Annotated in this window: 10 protein-coding genes; 4 read left to right on the top strand and 6 right to left on the bottom strand. The window is 42.8% G+C overall.

The genetic code is table 11. The features are described 5' to 3' along the window. Nucleotides 1–1216 precede the first annotated feature (1216 nt). Nucleotides 1217–2095, top strand: a complete 879-nt coding sequence (locus ACQ2HE_RS14275) for a hypothetical protein (protein WP_430900283.1) — start codon at nucleotides 1217–1219, stop codon at nucleotides 2093–2095. On the opposite strand, the gene ACQ2HE_RS14270 is transcribed toward ACQ2HE_RS14275, so the two are convergent. Beyond that, nucleotides 2096–3949 (bottom strand): 2-oxoacid:acceptor oxidoreductase subunit alpha, encoded by a 1854-nt coding sequence (locus tag ACQ2HE_RS14270; protein ID WP_430900285.1) that lies wholly within the window; start codon nucleotides 3947–3949, stop codon nucleotides 2096–2098. Between the two features lie 362 nt (nucleotides 3950–4311). Beyond that, a complete protein-coding gene (locus tag ACQ2HE_RS14265) occupies nucleotides 4312–7221 on the bottom strand; it encodes a glycoside hydrolase family 3 N-terminal domain-containing protein (protein WP_430900287.1) in 2910 nt (969 codons plus the stop codon). Nucleotides 7222–7325: 104 nt separating this feature from the next. Here ACQ2HE_RS14265 and mutL point away from each other — a divergent pair, with 104 nt between their 5' ends. Further along, nucleotides 7326–9176: a DNA mismatch repair endonuclease MutL gene (gene mutL, locus ACQ2HE_RS14260; RefSeq protein WP_430900289.1), complete on the top strand. Its 1851-nt coding sequence runs from the start codon at nucleotides 7326–7328 to the stop codon at nucleotides 9174–9176. 1 nt (nucleotide 9177) lies between these two features. Here mutL and ACQ2HE_RS14255 read toward each other — a convergent pair whose 3' ends face one another. The 4 genes from ACQ2HE_RS14255 to ACQ2HE_RS14240 form a co-directional block, all read right to left on the bottom strand. After that, on the bottom strand, nucleotides 9178–10686 hold the full coding sequence (locus ACQ2HE_RS14255) for a porin family protein (RefSeq protein ID WP_430900291.1): 1509 nt from the start codon (nucleotides 10684–10686) through the stop codon (nucleotides 9178–9180). Nucleotides 10687–10775: 89 nt separating this feature from the next. Further along, nucleotides 10776–11321 carry an RNA polymerase sigma factor gene (locus tag ACQ2HE_RS14250; protein WP_430900293.1) on the bottom strand — a complete coding sequence of 182 codons (546 nt, stop codon included), beginning with the start codon at nucleotides 11319–11321 and terminating at the stop codon, nucleotides 10776–10778. 625 nt (nucleotides 11322–11946) lie between these two features. Further along, entirely contained in the window at nucleotides 11947–13269 is a 1323-nt protein-coding gene (gene dacB, locus ACQ2HE_RS14245; protein WP_430900295.1) for a D-alanyl-D-alanine carboxypeptidase/D-alanyl-D-alanine endopeptidase, read from the bottom strand. A gap of 14 nt (nucleotides 13270–13283) precedes the next feature. Then, nucleotides 13284–14423 (bottom strand): arginase family protein, encoded by a 1140-nt coding sequence (locus ACQ2HE_RS14240; RefSeq protein ID WP_430900297.1) that lies wholly within the window; start codon nucleotides 14421–14423, stop codon nucleotides 13284–13286. 87 nt (nucleotides 14424–14510) lie between these two features. Here ACQ2HE_RS14240 and pheS point away from each other — a divergent pair, with 87 nt between their 5' ends. Further along, entirely contained in the window at nucleotides 14511–15542 is a 1032-nt protein-coding gene (pheS, locus tag ACQ2HE_RS14235; RefSeq protein ID WP_430900299.1) for a phenylalanine--tRNA ligase subunit alpha, read from the top strand. Nucleotides 15543–15602: 60 nt separating this feature from the next. After that, the gene (locus ACQ2HE_RS14230) at nucleotides 15603–16451 is read left to right on the top strand and encodes a 3-hydroxyacyl-CoA dehydrogenase family protein (protein ID WP_430900301.1); all 849 of its coding nucleotides are present in this window, start codon (nucleotides 15603–15605) and stop codon (nucleotides 16449–16451) included. Nucleotides 16452–16453 lie beyond the last annotated feature (2 nt).

Below are 16453 nucleotides of genomic sequence, written 5' to 3'. Positions count from 1 at the left end.
AACGCAAAGGTTGGTGGTCTGAGGTTGAAGTGTCTGTTATTGCTTTAAGTTTTTGGTAGCTTGATTTTCGAAGAGCCGTTTACTTAAGGGCGCAAAGCCGCTGCGCGGGGGAAATACAGGGCAATGCAAGGAGTTCTAATTTAAGATATCAACTCGTTTGGTGCGCTTTGCGCTGGCCGAAGGCCTCCTTCCGGCGCAGCCCAACTAACTACAGGGTGCTGCACTCGATGCCTCAAAAACTTTGCGTTAAAATTGTATTCTCCGCCGAAGGCGGGGGAACAGCCGTAACGCAAAGGTTGGTGGTCTTAGGTCGAAGAGGCCGAGAGTACTTTAAGTTTTGGACAGTATGAGATTCAGAGACTCCGTACTTAAGATCGCAAAGCCGCTGCGCGGGGGAAATACAGGGCAATGCAAGGAGTTCTAATTTAAGATATCAACTCGTTTGGTGCGCTTTGCGCTGGCCGAAGGCCTCCTTCCGGCGCAGCCCAACTAACTACAGGGTGCTGCACTCGATGCCTCAAAAACTTTGCGTTAAAATTGTATTCTCCGCCGAAGGCGGGGGAACAGCCGTAACGCAAAGGTTGGTGGTCTTAGGTCGAAGAGGCCGAGAGTACTTTAAGTTTTGGTCAGTATGAGATTCAGAGACTCCGTACTTAAGATCGCAAAGCCGCTGCGCGGGGGAAATACAGGGCAATGCAAGGAGTTCTAATTTAAGATATCAACTCGTTTGGTGCGCTTTGCGCTGGCCGAAGGCCTCCTTCCGGCGCAGCCCAACTAACTACAGGGTGCTGCACTCGATGCCTCAAAAACTTTGCGTTAAAATTGTATTCTCCGCCGAAGGCGGGGGAACAGCCGTAACGCAAAGGTGGGTGGTCTGAGGTTGAAGTGTCTGTTATTGCTTTAAGTTTTTGGTAGCTTGATTTTCGAAGAGTCGTTTACTTAAGGGCGCAGAGCCGCTGCGCGGGGGAATACAAAAACACGGAGGCACGGTGGCACAGAGGGTTTATCCTCGTTCCTGTATTCCCCTTGTTCCTGCCCCTCCTCCTTTTCTATTTCTCCTCCATCCTGAATTTCATCACTCCTCTCATCCTCGTCTCCTCCCTCCAACATTCCGGCTGTTCCATTAGTAATTATTAATTCTTATTTATTAATTCCCCATTGTACCGCGTGTTTTTTCCCATTTTCCTCTCCCTCCCCCACACTAGTTTGCAGCATCATGAAAAACCTATTTTATTTGCTCACATTATTTGGAGTACAATCCTGTTTTGCACAATACTATTCCTACAACAATCAATTTAGTGACGCAACACCCCGTTTTAAAATCGCAGTAGCAGGTGGACTACAAAAAAGTGAAACCGACTTGAGCTCCGACTACGCACAAACCGGTTGGATCAACTATTCCAAAACCATTCATGGAACAACCGGCATTCAATTGGTTTATGAGCCTTCTTACTATTGGAGACTTGAGTTTGGTTATGAAAAGGGCAAGCTTAGTGATGCCGACAGCTTAGTAAATCCGCAAAAAGCAGCGTTGAGGTATAACCGAAATCTGTCGTTTCAAACAGAAACTCAACTCGTATTTTTAAATGCAACCTTTTCACCAAACGAATGGCTTAAAATCTGGAAGAACAATGCCATTGATTGGCAAATTGGAATGGGTGTAGGCTGCCTTAAATTCAATCCCAAAGCCTATTTCGAGAATGAATGGCATTCATTGCACTCGTATTCAACAGAAGGTCAAGGTTTCTTGTATGATAATGGCAAAGCACCGTATTCATTAACGCAGCCTGTTGTCATCGGCACCACATCTCTACAAGTAGATCTACATCCCAAATGGCAATGCCAACTTTCATTCAACTACTACTTTCTATTCACCGATTATTTAGATGATGTAAGTGGATCCTATATTCAAGATGACCTGTTCCATCGTTATTTCGATAGCAAGAAAGCTGCCATTGCCGCACAACTTAGCAACAGAAGAAGAGACGGTATTCGTGTGCTTTCAACGGAGAAAAGAGGCAATCCCGAGCACAAGGATGCCTTCGCCGGAATTCGGCTAAGCATCCTGTATGTCGTTAATAGAAAAAGATTTTGATTAAGAAAGACCCAACATTTGTTTGATCTTCATCACCATTTCAGATTTGGTGATGGGCACACCCATGATCTTGTTATAAGGCTTGGCGTCGATCAAATATTGATCACGAATGATTTTGATGAGCTGACCATTGTTGATTTCAGGAATCAACACTTGATCGAACTTCTTCATCAAATCGCCCAGATTTTTAGGGAATGGACGGATGTAACGAATGTGTGCATGACTCACCGCATGGCCCTGGGCTTGCAATTCGGCCACTGCACTTTTTATCGCACCGTAGGTACTACCCCAACCAAGAACCAACAGTTTGCCCGACTCAGGACCGCTGTCTAATTTCTGCTCAGGAATGTAATCTGCAATACGATCTACTTTTGCCTGACGAGTAAACACCATGTGTTGGTGGTTTTCAGGCTCGTAGTTCACGTTACCGGTAACGTCTTGTTTTTCGATACCACCAATACGGTGTTCCAAACCGGGTGTCCCGGGGATAGCCCAAGGACGTACCAATTTCTCATCTCTTTTATAAGGAAGGAATTTATCTTCGCCTTCAGCTAAACCATCCTTGAACTTCACTTTTAATTCAGGTAAATCATCACTCTTTGGAAATTTCCAAGGCTCCGCACCATTGGCGATGTAACCGTCACTCAACAACATAATGGGTGTCATGTGTTGAACCGAAATTCGGCAGGCTTCGAACGCTACATCAAAACAATCGCTCGGAGTAGAGGATGCAATAATGGGCATCGGGCATTCCCCATTTCTACCATAATAGGCTTGAAGCAAATCGCTTTGTTCCGTTTTGGTTGGCAAACCGGTACTAGGTCCCCCTCTTTGAATGTTCACCACCACCAAAGGAATCTCCAACATCACAGCCAAACCCATTGCTTCTGCTTTCAATGCAACGCCGGGACCCGAAGTGGTAGTAATTCCAAGTGATCCACCATAAGAAGCACCAATGGAAGCAGTTACGGCAGCAATTTCATCTTCTGCTTGGAATGTACGAACACCAAATGATTTGTGGCGACTCAATTCATGCAAGATATCAGAAGCGGGAGTAATTGGGTAAGAACCCAAGAACAGCGGCAATCCTGATTTTTGGCTGGCTGCAATCAAGCCATATGCAAGCGCTTGGTTCCCCATGATACTTCTATAAGTACCGGGTTCCATTTTCGCTCTTTCTACTTTATAGGTAGTTGTAAATGTTTCAGTTGTTTCTCCATAATAGTATCCTGCTTTCAAGGCTTTCAGGTTACTGTCCAATATTTCAGGCTTCTTTCCGAATTTATCGGTCAAGAATTTTTCAGTCATTTCTAAACTGCGATTGTACATCCAGTAAAGAAACCCTAGAACGAACATGTTTTTTGCACGGTCCTTTTCCTTCATACCCATGGTCACCTCTTTCAAGGCTTCACGAGTCATTTTCGTAACATCCATTCTAACTACTTCGTAGTTCGATAAACTACCATCTTCCAATGGATTCACTCCATCGGGGTAGTTGGCCAAACGAAGGTTCTTGGCATCAAATCCGTCGGTATTCGCAATAATTTTCCCACCCTTTTTAAGAGTCTTAAGGTTCGTTTTCAACGCAGCAGCATTCATTGCCACCAACACATCACACTCATCGCCCGGAGTAAACACACGTTCACTCGAGAAGTGCAATTGGAAACCGCTCACACCCGGTAAAGTACCTTGAGGCGCGCGAATTTCGGCCGGGAAATCGGGGAAAGTAGCTAAATCAATACCTAATAATGCAGTACTGTTGGTGAACTGAGAACCGGTCAATTGCATTCCATCACCACTATCACCTGCGAACTTGATAACCACGTCACTGAGGACTTCTTGCTTACGAGTCATGAGGGGGTCCGTTTATATGGCAAAAATACGTTAGTAGTGATGAATTTAAGGAATTTGTTTGAGAGTTGGATTTTACGCTTTAGGCTATAGGCTTTAGGTATTTAGGCTGTTAGGCGTTAGGTTATTAGGTGGTTAGGCTTTGGGCCATTTGTGTCGGGTACTAGTTTTTGGCAAATTAGGCATTAGAATTCAGGCCAAATGGTAATTACTTGGCAACTCCCAATGACTTTGTAGTTTTAAAATATGTTCATTCAAGAAATCTTAAGTTCTAGCAAGAGGGCTAAAGCCTAAAGCCTAACAACCTAAAGCCCAACAACCTAAAGCCTAACAACCCAAAGCCTAAACACCTAACCACCTAACACCTACTTCATCGCTTCATAAATCGCATCCAACACTTTAGGGCGCACATTCATTTTTAAGAAGCGATTGGCATCGCCGTTGTTATGAACACGGTTGCTTAACATGATGAATGTAAGATGAGAAACAGGATCAATCCAAATGCAGGTTCCGGTAAATCCGGTATGACCAAATGTTGCGGGTGAAGCATTCAGCGCCGGATAAGGTTCTTTACGAGTAGCATTGTCCTTTTCCGGCTTGTCGAATCCCAATCCGCGTCTACTATCATTTTTATACGAAGTAAATAACTCCACTGTTTCAGGTTTGAAATATTGCACACCATTCCATTTGCCCTTGTTTTGAAGCACTTCAGCTAAAATAGCTAAATCATAAGCATTGCTGAACAAACCGGCATGACCCGCCACCCCACCAAACATTGCGGCGCCCGGATCGTGCACATCGCCATGAATCAATTGTTGACGGAAGCCCAACTCTTCTTCAGTAGGAGCAATGGCATTCAACGGAAAACGCTCTCTTGGCTTGAAGCCCGTACTCGCCATATCAAGCGGATCATAAAATGTTTTCTTTACATATTCTTCCAAAGGCATTCCGCTAACAGCTTCTACCACTTTTCCTAAGAAGATAAAATCATTGTCGCTGTAAACATACTTACCTGCCGGAGTAAGTGCACTTGTGAGAATTCTGTTGTACATAGTATCTACCCAATCGGCACGCATGTACATATTCTCTGCAACGCGAATAGAATGAATAGAATCTTTCCGATAAGAATAGTACTTCGATAAAGGAATGCTTCCTAAGTTCGTATCTACTGTTTCTCGGTAAAAAGGAATGAAAGGGTTCAAACCTGCCTGATGCAATAAAATATCCCACAATTTCAGCGGAGCTTTATTGGTGCCTTTTGTCCACGACAAATAATCGCCCAAAGTTTTCTGTATGTCTACTTTACCCTCATCGTAAAACTTCATAATGGAAACCGTAGTGGCCATTATTTTTGTTACAGAGGCCAAGTCGTAGATCGTTTCAGGATACACGGCTTCGGTGCTATCGTAGGTTAAATAACCATAGCCTTTATCGTACACCACCTTCCCGTCTTTAGCTACTAGTACTACTGCTCCGGGGATGGCTTGCTTTCGTATCGCATCGTTTACAATTGAATCAACCCTTGCAAACTTGGCCGGGTCAATACCAACAGCCGTCAATGGTGCAACCGGAAGCGCTTTGTGGTTCAATATACCCGCGCCTAATTTAAAATCATCACTGATTGAAACAGGCAGGGTTCCATGCGCCATCACTCGTCCGTACAAAATATCGGCAGCCACCCCTTGAGTATAAGGATCATCTTCAAAGCAAGCCAATAAGCTGGCTGTATTGGTATACTTTTTCAATAAATATGGATTTCCAAACGCCAGTGTAATGGTCTTGTTTTGTTGCTGAACCAATTGAATCAAAGTATCTGCAGCGGCACTGATCCCAAATTGATTCATGGGTTTTCGTGCATAGCCATGAATGCCCACAACAACTACATCATAAGATTGCTTCAAATAACTAGCGAGTGCTTGCGCTTTATCTACCCCTCTCGCATAGTCGAAATAAAACACTTGCGCATCAAAGTCCTTTCTAACTTGTTTCGTGATCTCATTGTCTTGAGTGGTCCCCACCGCCAAATAAGCGATTTTTTTTCCTTTTGTAAGAGGAAAAGGGCCGTATTTTTCGGTTTTTAAAAGCGTGATGGCCTGCAATGCAATCTCTTTTGCGAGCTGCGGAACATCTTTATTCAGGTCTTCAGTTAAATGATACAGTTCTACCGGTTTCCATTCCGCCAATCCATATTTGTATTTGGCCATCAAAACCCTTTTAACGCGTTCTTCAAACTCTACTTTGTCGAGCTGCTTTTTTTTGAGGGCTTTTTTGATGAGCTTAATGCTTTCTGGGATATCAGCAGGCAAACACAACAGATCGTTGCCTGCTAAAATAGATTGTAATGAAATTTCGCCACCGGGATAGTATTTGGTGATGCCCTTCATTTCCAAGGCATCTGTGAAAGTAAGTCCCTTGAATCCCATTTCATTTCTCAATAGTTTTGTGATGGTATTGTAAGAAATGGAAGTAGGTCTATTAGCACCACTATCAATAGCAGGCACTGATAAATGAGCCGTCATTACGCCATCAATACCAGCATCAATTGCCGCTTTGAAGGGGAACAACTCAAAAGAATCGAGTTGCGCTTTGCTTTTATTTATTAACGGAAGATCTAGGTGAGAGTCTACGGCAACATCTCCATGTCCGGGAAAATGTTTGGCAACCGTCATAATACCCATCGATTGCTGTCCTTTCATGTATTGAATGGCCCAAGCACTAACTTTGTATTTATCTTCTCCAAAAGAACGGTCATTGATAACCGGATTCGCAGGATTGTTATTCAAATCGAAAACGGGTCCGTAATTCACTTGAATGCCGATTCTTTTGCACTGCGCACCAATCAAAGCTCCATATTTAAAAGCCAGGCTAGCATCTGAAGTGGCTCCCAACATCAAGGGGCGGGGCAAACTCATTACACTGTCCATTCTCATTCCTAGCCCCCATTCTGCGTCAATGGTCACCAATAATGGCACTTTGCTCATGGCCTGAAAGCGGTTGATGCGTTGGGCCTGTTGTTGAGGTCCGCCCTGAAAAAGGCAAATTCCTCCTACTTTATACTTTTGAATGGCCTCAACTACTTGACTATCAAGGAAAGTAGCAGAAAACGAACCGGGTAAAGGTGGCGCAGAAGACCTCACAATAAAGAGTTGTGCTATTTGTTCATCGAGGCTCAGGGTTTTGAAAACACTGTCGGCCCAACGCTGTGCATTCGTTTGAGCAAAAGAACTTTGTAGGAAACAACAAAAACCTAAAAAAAGGACCGCATACTTCTTCATGATAGGGTGAGTCTTACGATTATTCAATGTAAATTTGCCCTCTTCGCCCGGAGGCCCCGGCTTCGAAATTGGCGATAACTAATTAGCATTCAAATTACAACAAATTGGCCGATACCATTCAATTATTACCCGATCACATTGCGAATCAAATAGCCGCCGGCGAGGTGATACAACGTCCTGCCAGTGCTGTGAAAGAATTGCTTGAAAATGCAGTGGATGCCGGTGCAACGGAAATTCGCCTCATCATTAATGATGCAGGGAAAGCGTTGATTCAAGTAATTGACAATGGAAAGGGAATGAATGAAACAGACGCTCGCATGTGTTTTGAGCGTCATGCTACCTCTAAAATTGCCAAAATTGAAGACCTGTTTCAAATCAGAACAATGGGTTTTCGAGGAGAAGCATTGGCTTCCATTGCTGCGGTGGCTCAGGTAGAATTGAAAACCAAGAGAGCCGAAGACGAACTTGGAACCTATATAGAAGTTGAAAACAGTACGGTTATTAAACAAGAACCGGCTGCTTTAGGAAATGGCACCAGCATCGCCATGAAAAACCTGTTCTTCAATGTGCCCGCCAGAAGGAATTTCTTGAAAAGCAATGCTGCAGAAATGCGACACATCATCGATGAATTCATTCGAGTAAGCATGTCGTTTCCTGAAATTCAATTTACGCTTACTAGTAACGGTCAACAGGTTTTTTATTTAGAAAAAGGAACCCTCAAACAACGGATCGTACAGTTATTAGGCACGAATTACAATTCGAAACTCGTATCTGTTCAAGAACATACTGATTACCTAAACATTTATGGTTTTGTAGGAAAACCTGAAACAGCCAAAAAAACCAGAGGCGATCAATACTTCTTTGTAAACAATCGCTTTATCAGAAGTGGTTATTTACACCATGCTGTAATGCAAGCATTTCAGGATCTCATTCCGTCTGATGGATTTCCATTATACGTGTTGTTCATAGATCTTGATCCCGCACAGGTAGATATTAATGTGCATCCTACAAAACAAGAGATCAAATTTGAAGACGAGAAAATTGTTTATGCCTTTGTACAGGCTGCGGTGAAGCATGCTTTGGCGCAGTTCAGTGTAGCACCTAGTCTTGAATTTGATTTAGATCCTACCATCCAGCAATTGGATGCGGTGAACAAACCTTTTACCGAAAACGAACAGTCTGCTGCCACCAATTCTTCTCTCTTTCAATCGTTCACTCAACGCTTTCAGGCGCATGTGGTGAATCCCGGCAAGAGTAATATGCCCGGCTTTGAAAAGAAAGAGGAGCGATTTGAAAGCTTGATGGACCAATTGCGCAAACCGGTGGCCGATGAGTCGAGTGTTACAATCGGGCAATTCGACCATGCCAGTTTTCAACCAAAAGCAAGTACTCCTATTGCACACCTTCAGTTACATCAACGCTATATTATCGCCAGTACGGCATCCGGTTTCATTCTCATTCATCAAGGATTGGCCCATGAGCGAGTGCTGTACGAAAAATTTGCAGCAGCCAATCAACAAAGTCGCCTCCCATCACAAAGAAGTTTGTTTCCGGTAAGCATTGACCTGGCTCCGGCAGATGTTGCATTAATGACTGAGCTAACAGAGCCTTTGCAAGAATTGGGATACTTGATCGAACCATTTGGCAACAACAGTTTTGTAATTCAAGGAACCCCCGCCGATCTGGAGCAAGGCAACGAGAAGCACATCATTGAACAATTGCTAGAACAATACAAGCATTTCGCTAACGAATTAAAAGTTTCGAAACGCGAGCAAATCATGCGTCACCTTTCCCGCCAACACGCAATTAGAGCGGGCAAGAGTTTAAGTCAAAAAGAAATGCAGCAATTGGTGGATGATTTATTCAACTGTTCGCAACCGGGCACTACCGCCTCCGGCCAACCTACTTTTATTGAATACAATGGAAGTTATTTGGAGAAAATGTTCGGGCAATAATTTACTTCTTCTTTTTTGTATAGTAGGTCTCAAACAAGTTGTATCTCAAATAGAAATACAAGGTCTTATTTCTTGCAATTGTATAGGGATAATTCGAACCGGGTTGAAGGTTTGCGTAATTATTAAAGCTTTGATTGTAGCGAAGTCCGAACGAGAATTTATTCCAATAATAATTGGCATCTATCAATACGCGTGCATCGGTTCTATTGAGTTTTGAACCAATAGAATCGTTGCCAAAAGAAACGTATTTGAAGCTCACCAAAGAATCGCCACTCATCGAACTCAAAGGATTGGTAGAGCGCGTCTCTACAGAAGCTACTCCTCGCATCATTTGAGAGAATTGAATACCTGCACCCAAATAAAAATTCTTAAACGGACTATAATAAGCTGAAATGGGCAAGTTGAAATAATACAGTTTTTGGGCGTTGGTGTAAGTGTGTATCCAACGTAAAGTAGACGCTTGTGCAGTACCGGTTTCAACTCTCTTAACATTTACCAAAGTTGGCGCAATGTATTGTGGAGAGAGAACTTGAATCTCTGCTTGTAGAAATGACTTATCGTTCAAATGATACTGACCGTATACAGAGGGAAGATAATCGCCAATCTTATTTTGTCCGGCATTAAAATTCAAGGATAAGGCGCGTTGATCAGAGATCGGCATTATTAGAGGAATCGAAATACCGAATGCATACTTTTTATGATCGCCCGTACCTACCACTCTATTGCGCAGACTTTTGGTTTTGTCAGTTTCATATTTGAAACGTGAGCGAGGCTTGAATAATGCAGTAGCAGCTAAATTAGGTATGGTATAGTTGGGAATCAACTTTGGACTTGCGTTTCCATTCACCATGGTTTCAGCTCTCATCACATCAGAAATGGTTGCAGCAACCGGACCAATAGAACTTGGCTCAATAACATCCTCAACAGTTTTAGAATTAGAATTCACTACATCAGTTGTTCTCGAGCGGAAGCTTTTCTCAGTAGTTTTTTTAGCGGAAGTTTTAGAATACCCAAGACTATTTTTACTTTCAAATTTGTTTTTAGCGAGTTTGTCCTCTTTGGCCACCGCTGACTTTGACTCAACACTCACCAATTTCTCATTTTCCAAAACCGCTTTGTCGGAAGAAACGATGGCGCTTTCAGTGGTCGGTGTTTTTTTATCCAACAACTTTAGATCCTTGTTTTCTTTAGACGCATTAGGTTCCACATCATTTAAACCATTAGGCGAGACAGCATCGCGTTTGGTATCAGTATTTGATTTGTAGACAGAGGTATTGTTACTGCGCTCTAATTCTTTCGTTGAAGCAGAAGCATTGCCATCTGATGAACTTAGAGGTATTGACTCTTGCGTTTTTTTATCGGTTAGTTTTGCCAAAGAAGGCTGCGAGTTGTTACTAAGACCAAAATACAACCCAACACCAATGAGCAATACAGCAACTCCACCAAACCACCACCATTTAAAAGGCGATTTTGGCGAAACAGGCATTTCATTATCGAGCAGCTGTTTCATCTGTTCCCAATGCTTTTGAACCGAAGCCGGGGAGCTCAGATTGTTCAGTTGTTCGGATAGGTGCTTTTCGTATGGTTGTTGTTCTGGTGTCACTTAATGGGTGCTACCTTATTTAGTAATTTTTGTAACTGCTTTCTTGCTTCGCTCAAATGCCACTTACTCGTTCCCTCGCTGATACCTACCATGGTTGCGATTTCCCGGTGGTTGTATCCTTCTACGACATATAGATTGAAAACGGTTTGGGTGGCAGGGCTTAATTGTCGCACTAATTGTAATAATTCTCTTGTCGACAGTCGTTGCACCGCATCCGCTTCAATATTGGGTTCTTCTGCTTTCTCCAATTCCACTACGGTGAACTTACTTTTTGCGCGAATAAAGTCGATAGCTGTATTAACCATGATTTTGCGAATCCAGGTATACAGGGTTGCTTTAGCGGCATCGTAAGTATGTATGTTCTTGAAAACTTTCAAAAACCCATTGTGCAGCACTTCAATGGCATCTTCTTCATTACGGGTATAGCGTAAGCATAGAGATACCATGACCCCGTAATACTGCTTGTACAGTAATTCCTGGGCCTGTCGGCTGTTGTTGATACAACCGGTGACTAAGTCGATATCTTCGGCTGACCGCGTCAATTAGCTTCGCTTTTCTATCTAAGGCTACTCTCCAGCTTTGGAAGGTTGCCTTCGATAACCGTCCTTAAAATAGAAAACGAACGGCTGATTAACAACAAATGTATACGGCCAAACTGCGTAAAATCGTTGGGTTTTGCTTAAAAAAAAGTTAATTGGGTGGTTATTAGCTGAATGTAGAGAGTGGGATAATTGAATAAAATAGGTTTTTCTGAAAATGAGACCTAATTGTTTGAGATTAATGGGTTGATAATCTATGATTTAAGGTGAATACATTCAACGCGCGGAGATGTCGCGAAGGGTTTTTGAAACCACAGATAACACAGATTTTAAATATAGATACCACAGATTAGAGCCCGTTATTCGAAGTGTATAACAGAATACTCAGCCCCTAATCTGTGTAAATCTGTCATAATTTGTGCGAATCCGTGGTCAAAAAATATTCACCTCAAACATAGGAGTTCGGGAAGAAGTCGCAAAGCGTTTTTTCACCGCGGCGTCGCAGCGATCGCAGCGGTAACGCGGCGCTTTACTTTTGTCTTTTGAATCGCGGTGTCCTTCGACTCAACCTTTGGTTGGCTGCGGAACCAGAAGAACTTAAGAAGCAGGTATCAATTGATAAAACCCTTTAATTTTTAGCGATAATCTCGCTGAGAAAGTTTTCGAATTGCTTTCTTACCGCAGATGCTGAAGTTCTATGATTGTTAACCAGGAAAGAAAAGATCAAGGTTTTACCTTTTGATGTTGTCACGAACCCGCTGAGTGCAACCACACCGCTTAAGGTGCCCGTTTTCGCATACACCGATCCTGCGGCATTTTTATACAATCCGGACAGCGTTCCTTGTCCGGCTCCAGGGAAAATCGCCTGCAAGCGCTTCACATCGTACTCCTTTTTCATTTGAGAAAGAATGGTTACAAAGTCTTGCGGAGTAAACAAATTGTACCTACTCAATCCACTTCCATCTACCCAACGTGGCCTTTGTGGCAATATCTTAAGATTGTTCTTCAATACGTAGTCGATGATCTCCGATTCTGAGAAATAACCCAGCTTTTGTTGTGAAGCCATTAGCAATAACTGCTCGGCGAAAAAATTATCGCTTCTGTGCATCATCGGCTTCAAAAGTGAATCGAGTGGCTGCGAATATACTGTACCGGTAGCTTTCACCATTGAATCGGTTTCCACTAAATTGAATTCAGTAGTAACCGTATCTTTTAAAAGTTCGAGTGCGGCTTCCAATTGATTGGTTACAAAAGGCACCTGCTGCGACGCCTTCGGTTCTTTCCCCTCTGTTACATTAAAAACATTGGCGTCTTTGGCTCGCTCAACGTAAAACTTTTTAGTGGTAAGATCGGGTTTGAACTTCAATTTCCAGTTTACTTCAGGAATTGAATAAATAGTAGGACCCGCAGTACTATCGGCTGTATCGCGCTCTTGAACCCAGGTAACCACATTTCCGTAAACAGGCAAGGCCGAACGCTCGGGCTGATAGTCTTCATTGTAATCGTCCCAACTCCAGCCCATTCCAAATGGAGTGGTTTTAAAACTATTGGAAACAATTTTCAACTGCTGGGGTTGTCGCTTTAAGAAATCAATAACCGGTTGGTTCTTAAAATCGGGATGTAAAAAACTAGGATCACCGGTTGGAATGAGGGTTAATCCATCGGATCCTGAACGGTATTGAATTCCGGGAATACTGTCTTTTAACAATTGCATTGCCGTGAAGCAAGTAACAATTTTAATATTCGAAGCAGGAATGAAATATTTATCGCTATTGTATTGATATAAATAGGAGCCGGCTTCGGGATCGTAAACAGCCAATCCAATATGAGCGTGCTTCAAACTACTATCTGCTAAAATAGTAGCGTTGGCCTTTTTCTGAAAAGATCGTTGCACCGAACAAGAACTAAAAAGCGCTACGGCACTTAATAGGAGAAGCCATCTATTTTTCATGTATTCCATCTTTATTAGGCCGATCGCTCCTGAGCTCGGAACCAGCGTTCCGGAATTTCATTGTTGCTGGCCGTAAGGTAATCGGTATACGAACAAGGTATGAATTTTTCATCCGGTAATTGCATCCACCATCTTCCTGTTTTCTTACTCTGAAGAAACAATGCATCGATCTCACCAAAAGCAATTTGAAATTCTCTGAAAGAATCTCTCTTTGTTAAAGGCGCTTCTCTGAGTGCCCTGCTTCTTCCATCAATAAAATACCACAACATGTGGGCTATTTGTTTAGCCGACAGTTGATCTTTATCGTGCTCCGGAATATATCCATAGACGCCAACCGATTTCATTTCCATACTCATGCCTGCATATTGCATCAGTGTGCAAGCTTCTTCCCCATTAAATCCGTTCGGAGATACCCTAGAAGCGGGAGAGAAGGAATTTGCGAAAGCAGAAATATCAAAACTCATCAGGGAACAACTTCGAATCACCGGTTCCATTTCTTCAATTCGTTCTTTTACTGTACCAACGCGGTAACAATCGAAGCGCAACTTATCCATGGTTTCCAACATTCTTGGATGCACATAGTAACTTTGAAAACCGATATGATTGTAGTGACGAATATAATTCGGTTCTCCGGTGAGCATTTCCATTAAAAACTGCTCGCTCTTATTCGAAGATTCCAAGTTGAGATCTATCAATGCATCCACGCATACGGCTTCAATAATATTCTTCCTGTCTACAAAAACCTTGTATTGCGAGAGGGTTAGATCATGAGAACCACCCAAAACAATGACTGTTTTACCCGCATCATACAAGGCAGTGAGCACTTCTTTAAGCGCAAAATGGGTGTCGAGAAGGCCGGCCCCTCTTTTCACATTGCCGATGTCGGCAATCTTAATGTCTTGATGCCAATAATACGCTGCATAAAATTGATGACGAATTTCGTTGGCCGGGTTCAATTCGCTGAACAGTTGCCAACTCCCCCTGGTTTCGGGGCAGCCTACAATTACAATGTCCACTTCCGTTAAATCCGGAAATTCCTCTTCGTACATGGGCAAAACCTGACCTAATTGACCGTCTCGGTACCCCTCATCATTGGAAATTTCATAACGATTGATGGGGTCTAAATAATCCAAAATCTGTTCTAAATCAATCATGAATGCAAGATATATCTTAGCCTGAAACCCTCCATTGTCGTTTTAATAACAGGTGTGGATAGCGATCCATTTTGTATCTTTGCAGGCATGGAGCAACTGTTGGCTCAGATAGAGCAATTAAAGAAAGAAATTGCGGAAAGCGCAGTAACCGATGCGCCCTCCTTAGAGGCCTTCCGCATCCGTTTCCTCGGCACCAAGGGTATTGTCAAAAACCTGATGGGTGAGATGAAGAATGTAGCAAACGAGAAAAAACGCGAATTCGGCCAAATCATGAACGAATTCAAGCAGTTTGCTGAATCCCATTTCGAGCAATGGAAAGAACAATTGGAAGCCGGTAGCGCCGCTGCGGGACCTTCTATTGACAATACACTTCCGGGCGATAATCTCCCATTGGGCAGTCGTCACCCGATAAGCTTGATGCGCAATCATATTATTTCAATTTTCCAACGACTCGGTTTTGCGGTAGCAGAAGGTCCTGAAATTGAGGACGATTTCCATAATTTCACTGCCCTCAACCTGCCTGAACACCATCCCGCTCGCGATATGCAGGATACTTTCTACATCCAACAGAATCCTGATTGGTTGTTGAGAACGCATACCAGCAATATTCAAATCCGCGAAATGGAAAAAGGCGAATTGCCTTTGCGCATTATCTGCCCCGGTCGCGTATACAGAAATGAAACCATTAGTGCAAGATCGCATTGCTTCTTCCATCAAGTAGAAGGATTGTATATTGATGAAAATGTTTCCTTCGCCGATCTAAAACAAACCTTGTATTATTTCGTACAAGAGATGTACGGTAAGGATGTAAAAGTTCGCTTCCGCCCCTCCTATTTTCCATTCACCGAGCCAAGTGCGGAAATGGACATTAGCTGTCAAATTTGTGGAGGCTCCGGTTGTGCTATTTGTAAGAAAACAGGTTGGTTGGAAATTCTGGGTTGTGGAATGGTGCATCCAAACGTTTTACAAAACTGCGGCATCGATCCAAACAAATATACCGGATTTGCTTTCGGTATGGGTATTGAACGTCCGGCATTGTTAAAATACGGCATCACCGATATTCGTTTGTTCAGCGAAAACGATGTCCGATTCCTACGGCAATTTACAGCCGCCACTTAAGATATTTTTCTACCTTAAACGCTTCCTTCGGGAAGCGTTTTTTGTTTCTATCTTTACAGTATGAGTTCGATAACAACGATTGTAGTATGCGGTGCCGGCACCATGGGCAACGGAATTGCGCAGGTTTGTGCAAGCAAAGGCTACCAAGTAGTGCTCTTCGATTTGAACGAGCAAGTGTTAGAAACAGCAAAAAAAACCATTCAAAAAAACCTCGACTTTTTGACTTCAAAAGGAAAACTATCGAGTGAGGAAGCCAACACCATTCATCAGCGTATTCATTATACCGGCAGCCTTACTGATTGTATCGGGGATCTAATAATTGAAGCCATTGTTGAAAAACTGGAAATAAAGAGAAGTTTGTTCAGTCAATTAATGGATCAAAATAAGCCGACCACTATTTATTGCTCCAATACTTCTTCGTTGTCAATTAAAGCAATTGCGAAAGAATTGCCGTTCGAAAATCGAGTAGCAGGTCTTCACTTTTTCAATCCGGCACCTTTAATGCCCTTGGTTGAAATTGTGGTAGCAGAAAAGACCGATACAACAATCATAGAATCATTGGATGCGTTCACTCGCTCACTAGGCAAAACGCCGGTTCAATGCATAGATGCCCCCGGATTTATTGTAAACCATGTGGCACGTCCTTATTATATCGAATCATTGTTTCTTGCAGAAAAAACAGGTCTTGGTTTTGATTTATTAGATGAAGTACTCGAATCAACAGGTTTTAAAATGGGGCCGTTTAAATTGATGGATCTTATTGGCAATGATATCAACTACGCTGTAAGTTGTTCCGTATACGAACAATTGGGAAAACCCGAACGTTTAAAGCCATCTGATATTCAAAAAGAAAAGGTAGCTAGCGGAGAATTGGGCAAAAAAACCGGAAAGGGATATTACCAGTATTAAAA

The organism is Endoryza foliicola (genome assembly GCF_050589245.1).
Classification (GTDB): Bacteria; Bacteroidota; Bacteroidia; order Chitinophagales; family Chitinophagaceae; genus Endoryza; species Endoryza foliicola.
This window is presented reverse-complemented; position numbering and strand designations above follow the sequence as displayed.

What these genes read in the sequence shown, in the direction of transcription:
- dacB (WP_430900295.1), bottom strand. Translation starts at nt 13,269, where the DNA reads ATGAAAAATAGATGGCTTCTCCTATTAAGTGCCGTAGCGCTTTTTAGT.
- ACQ2HE_RS14255 (WP_430900291.1), bottom strand. Translation starts at nt 10,686, where the DNA reads ATGAAACAGCTGCTCGATAATGAAATGCCTGTTTCGCCAAAATCGCCT.
- ACQ2HE_RS14230 (WP_430900301.1), top strand. Translation starts at nt 15,603, where the DNA reads ATGAGTTCGATAACAACGATTGTAGTATGCGGTGCCGGCACCATGGGC.
- ACQ2HE_RS14265 (WP_430900287.1), bottom strand. Translation starts at nt 7,221, where the DNA reads ATGAAGAAGTATGCGGTCCTTTTTTTAGGTTTTTGTTGTTTCCTACAA.
- ACQ2HE_RS14275 (WP_430900283.1), top strand. Translation starts at nt 1,217, where the DNA reads ATGAAAAACCTATTTTATTTGCTCACATTATTTGGAGTACAATCCTGT.
- pheS (WP_430900299.1), top strand. Translation starts at nt 14,511, where the DNA reads ATGGAGCAACTGTTGGCTCAGATAGAGCAATTAAAGAAAGAAATTGCG.
- ACQ2HE_RS14240 (WP_430900297.1), bottom strand. Translation starts at nt 14,423, where the DNA reads ATGATTGATTTAGAACAGATTTTGGATTATTTAGACCCCATCAATCGT.
- ACQ2HE_RS14270 (WP_430900285.1), bottom strand. Translation starts at nt 3,949, where the DNA reads ATGACTCGTAAGCAAGAAGTCCTCAGTGACGTGGTTATCAAGTTCGCA.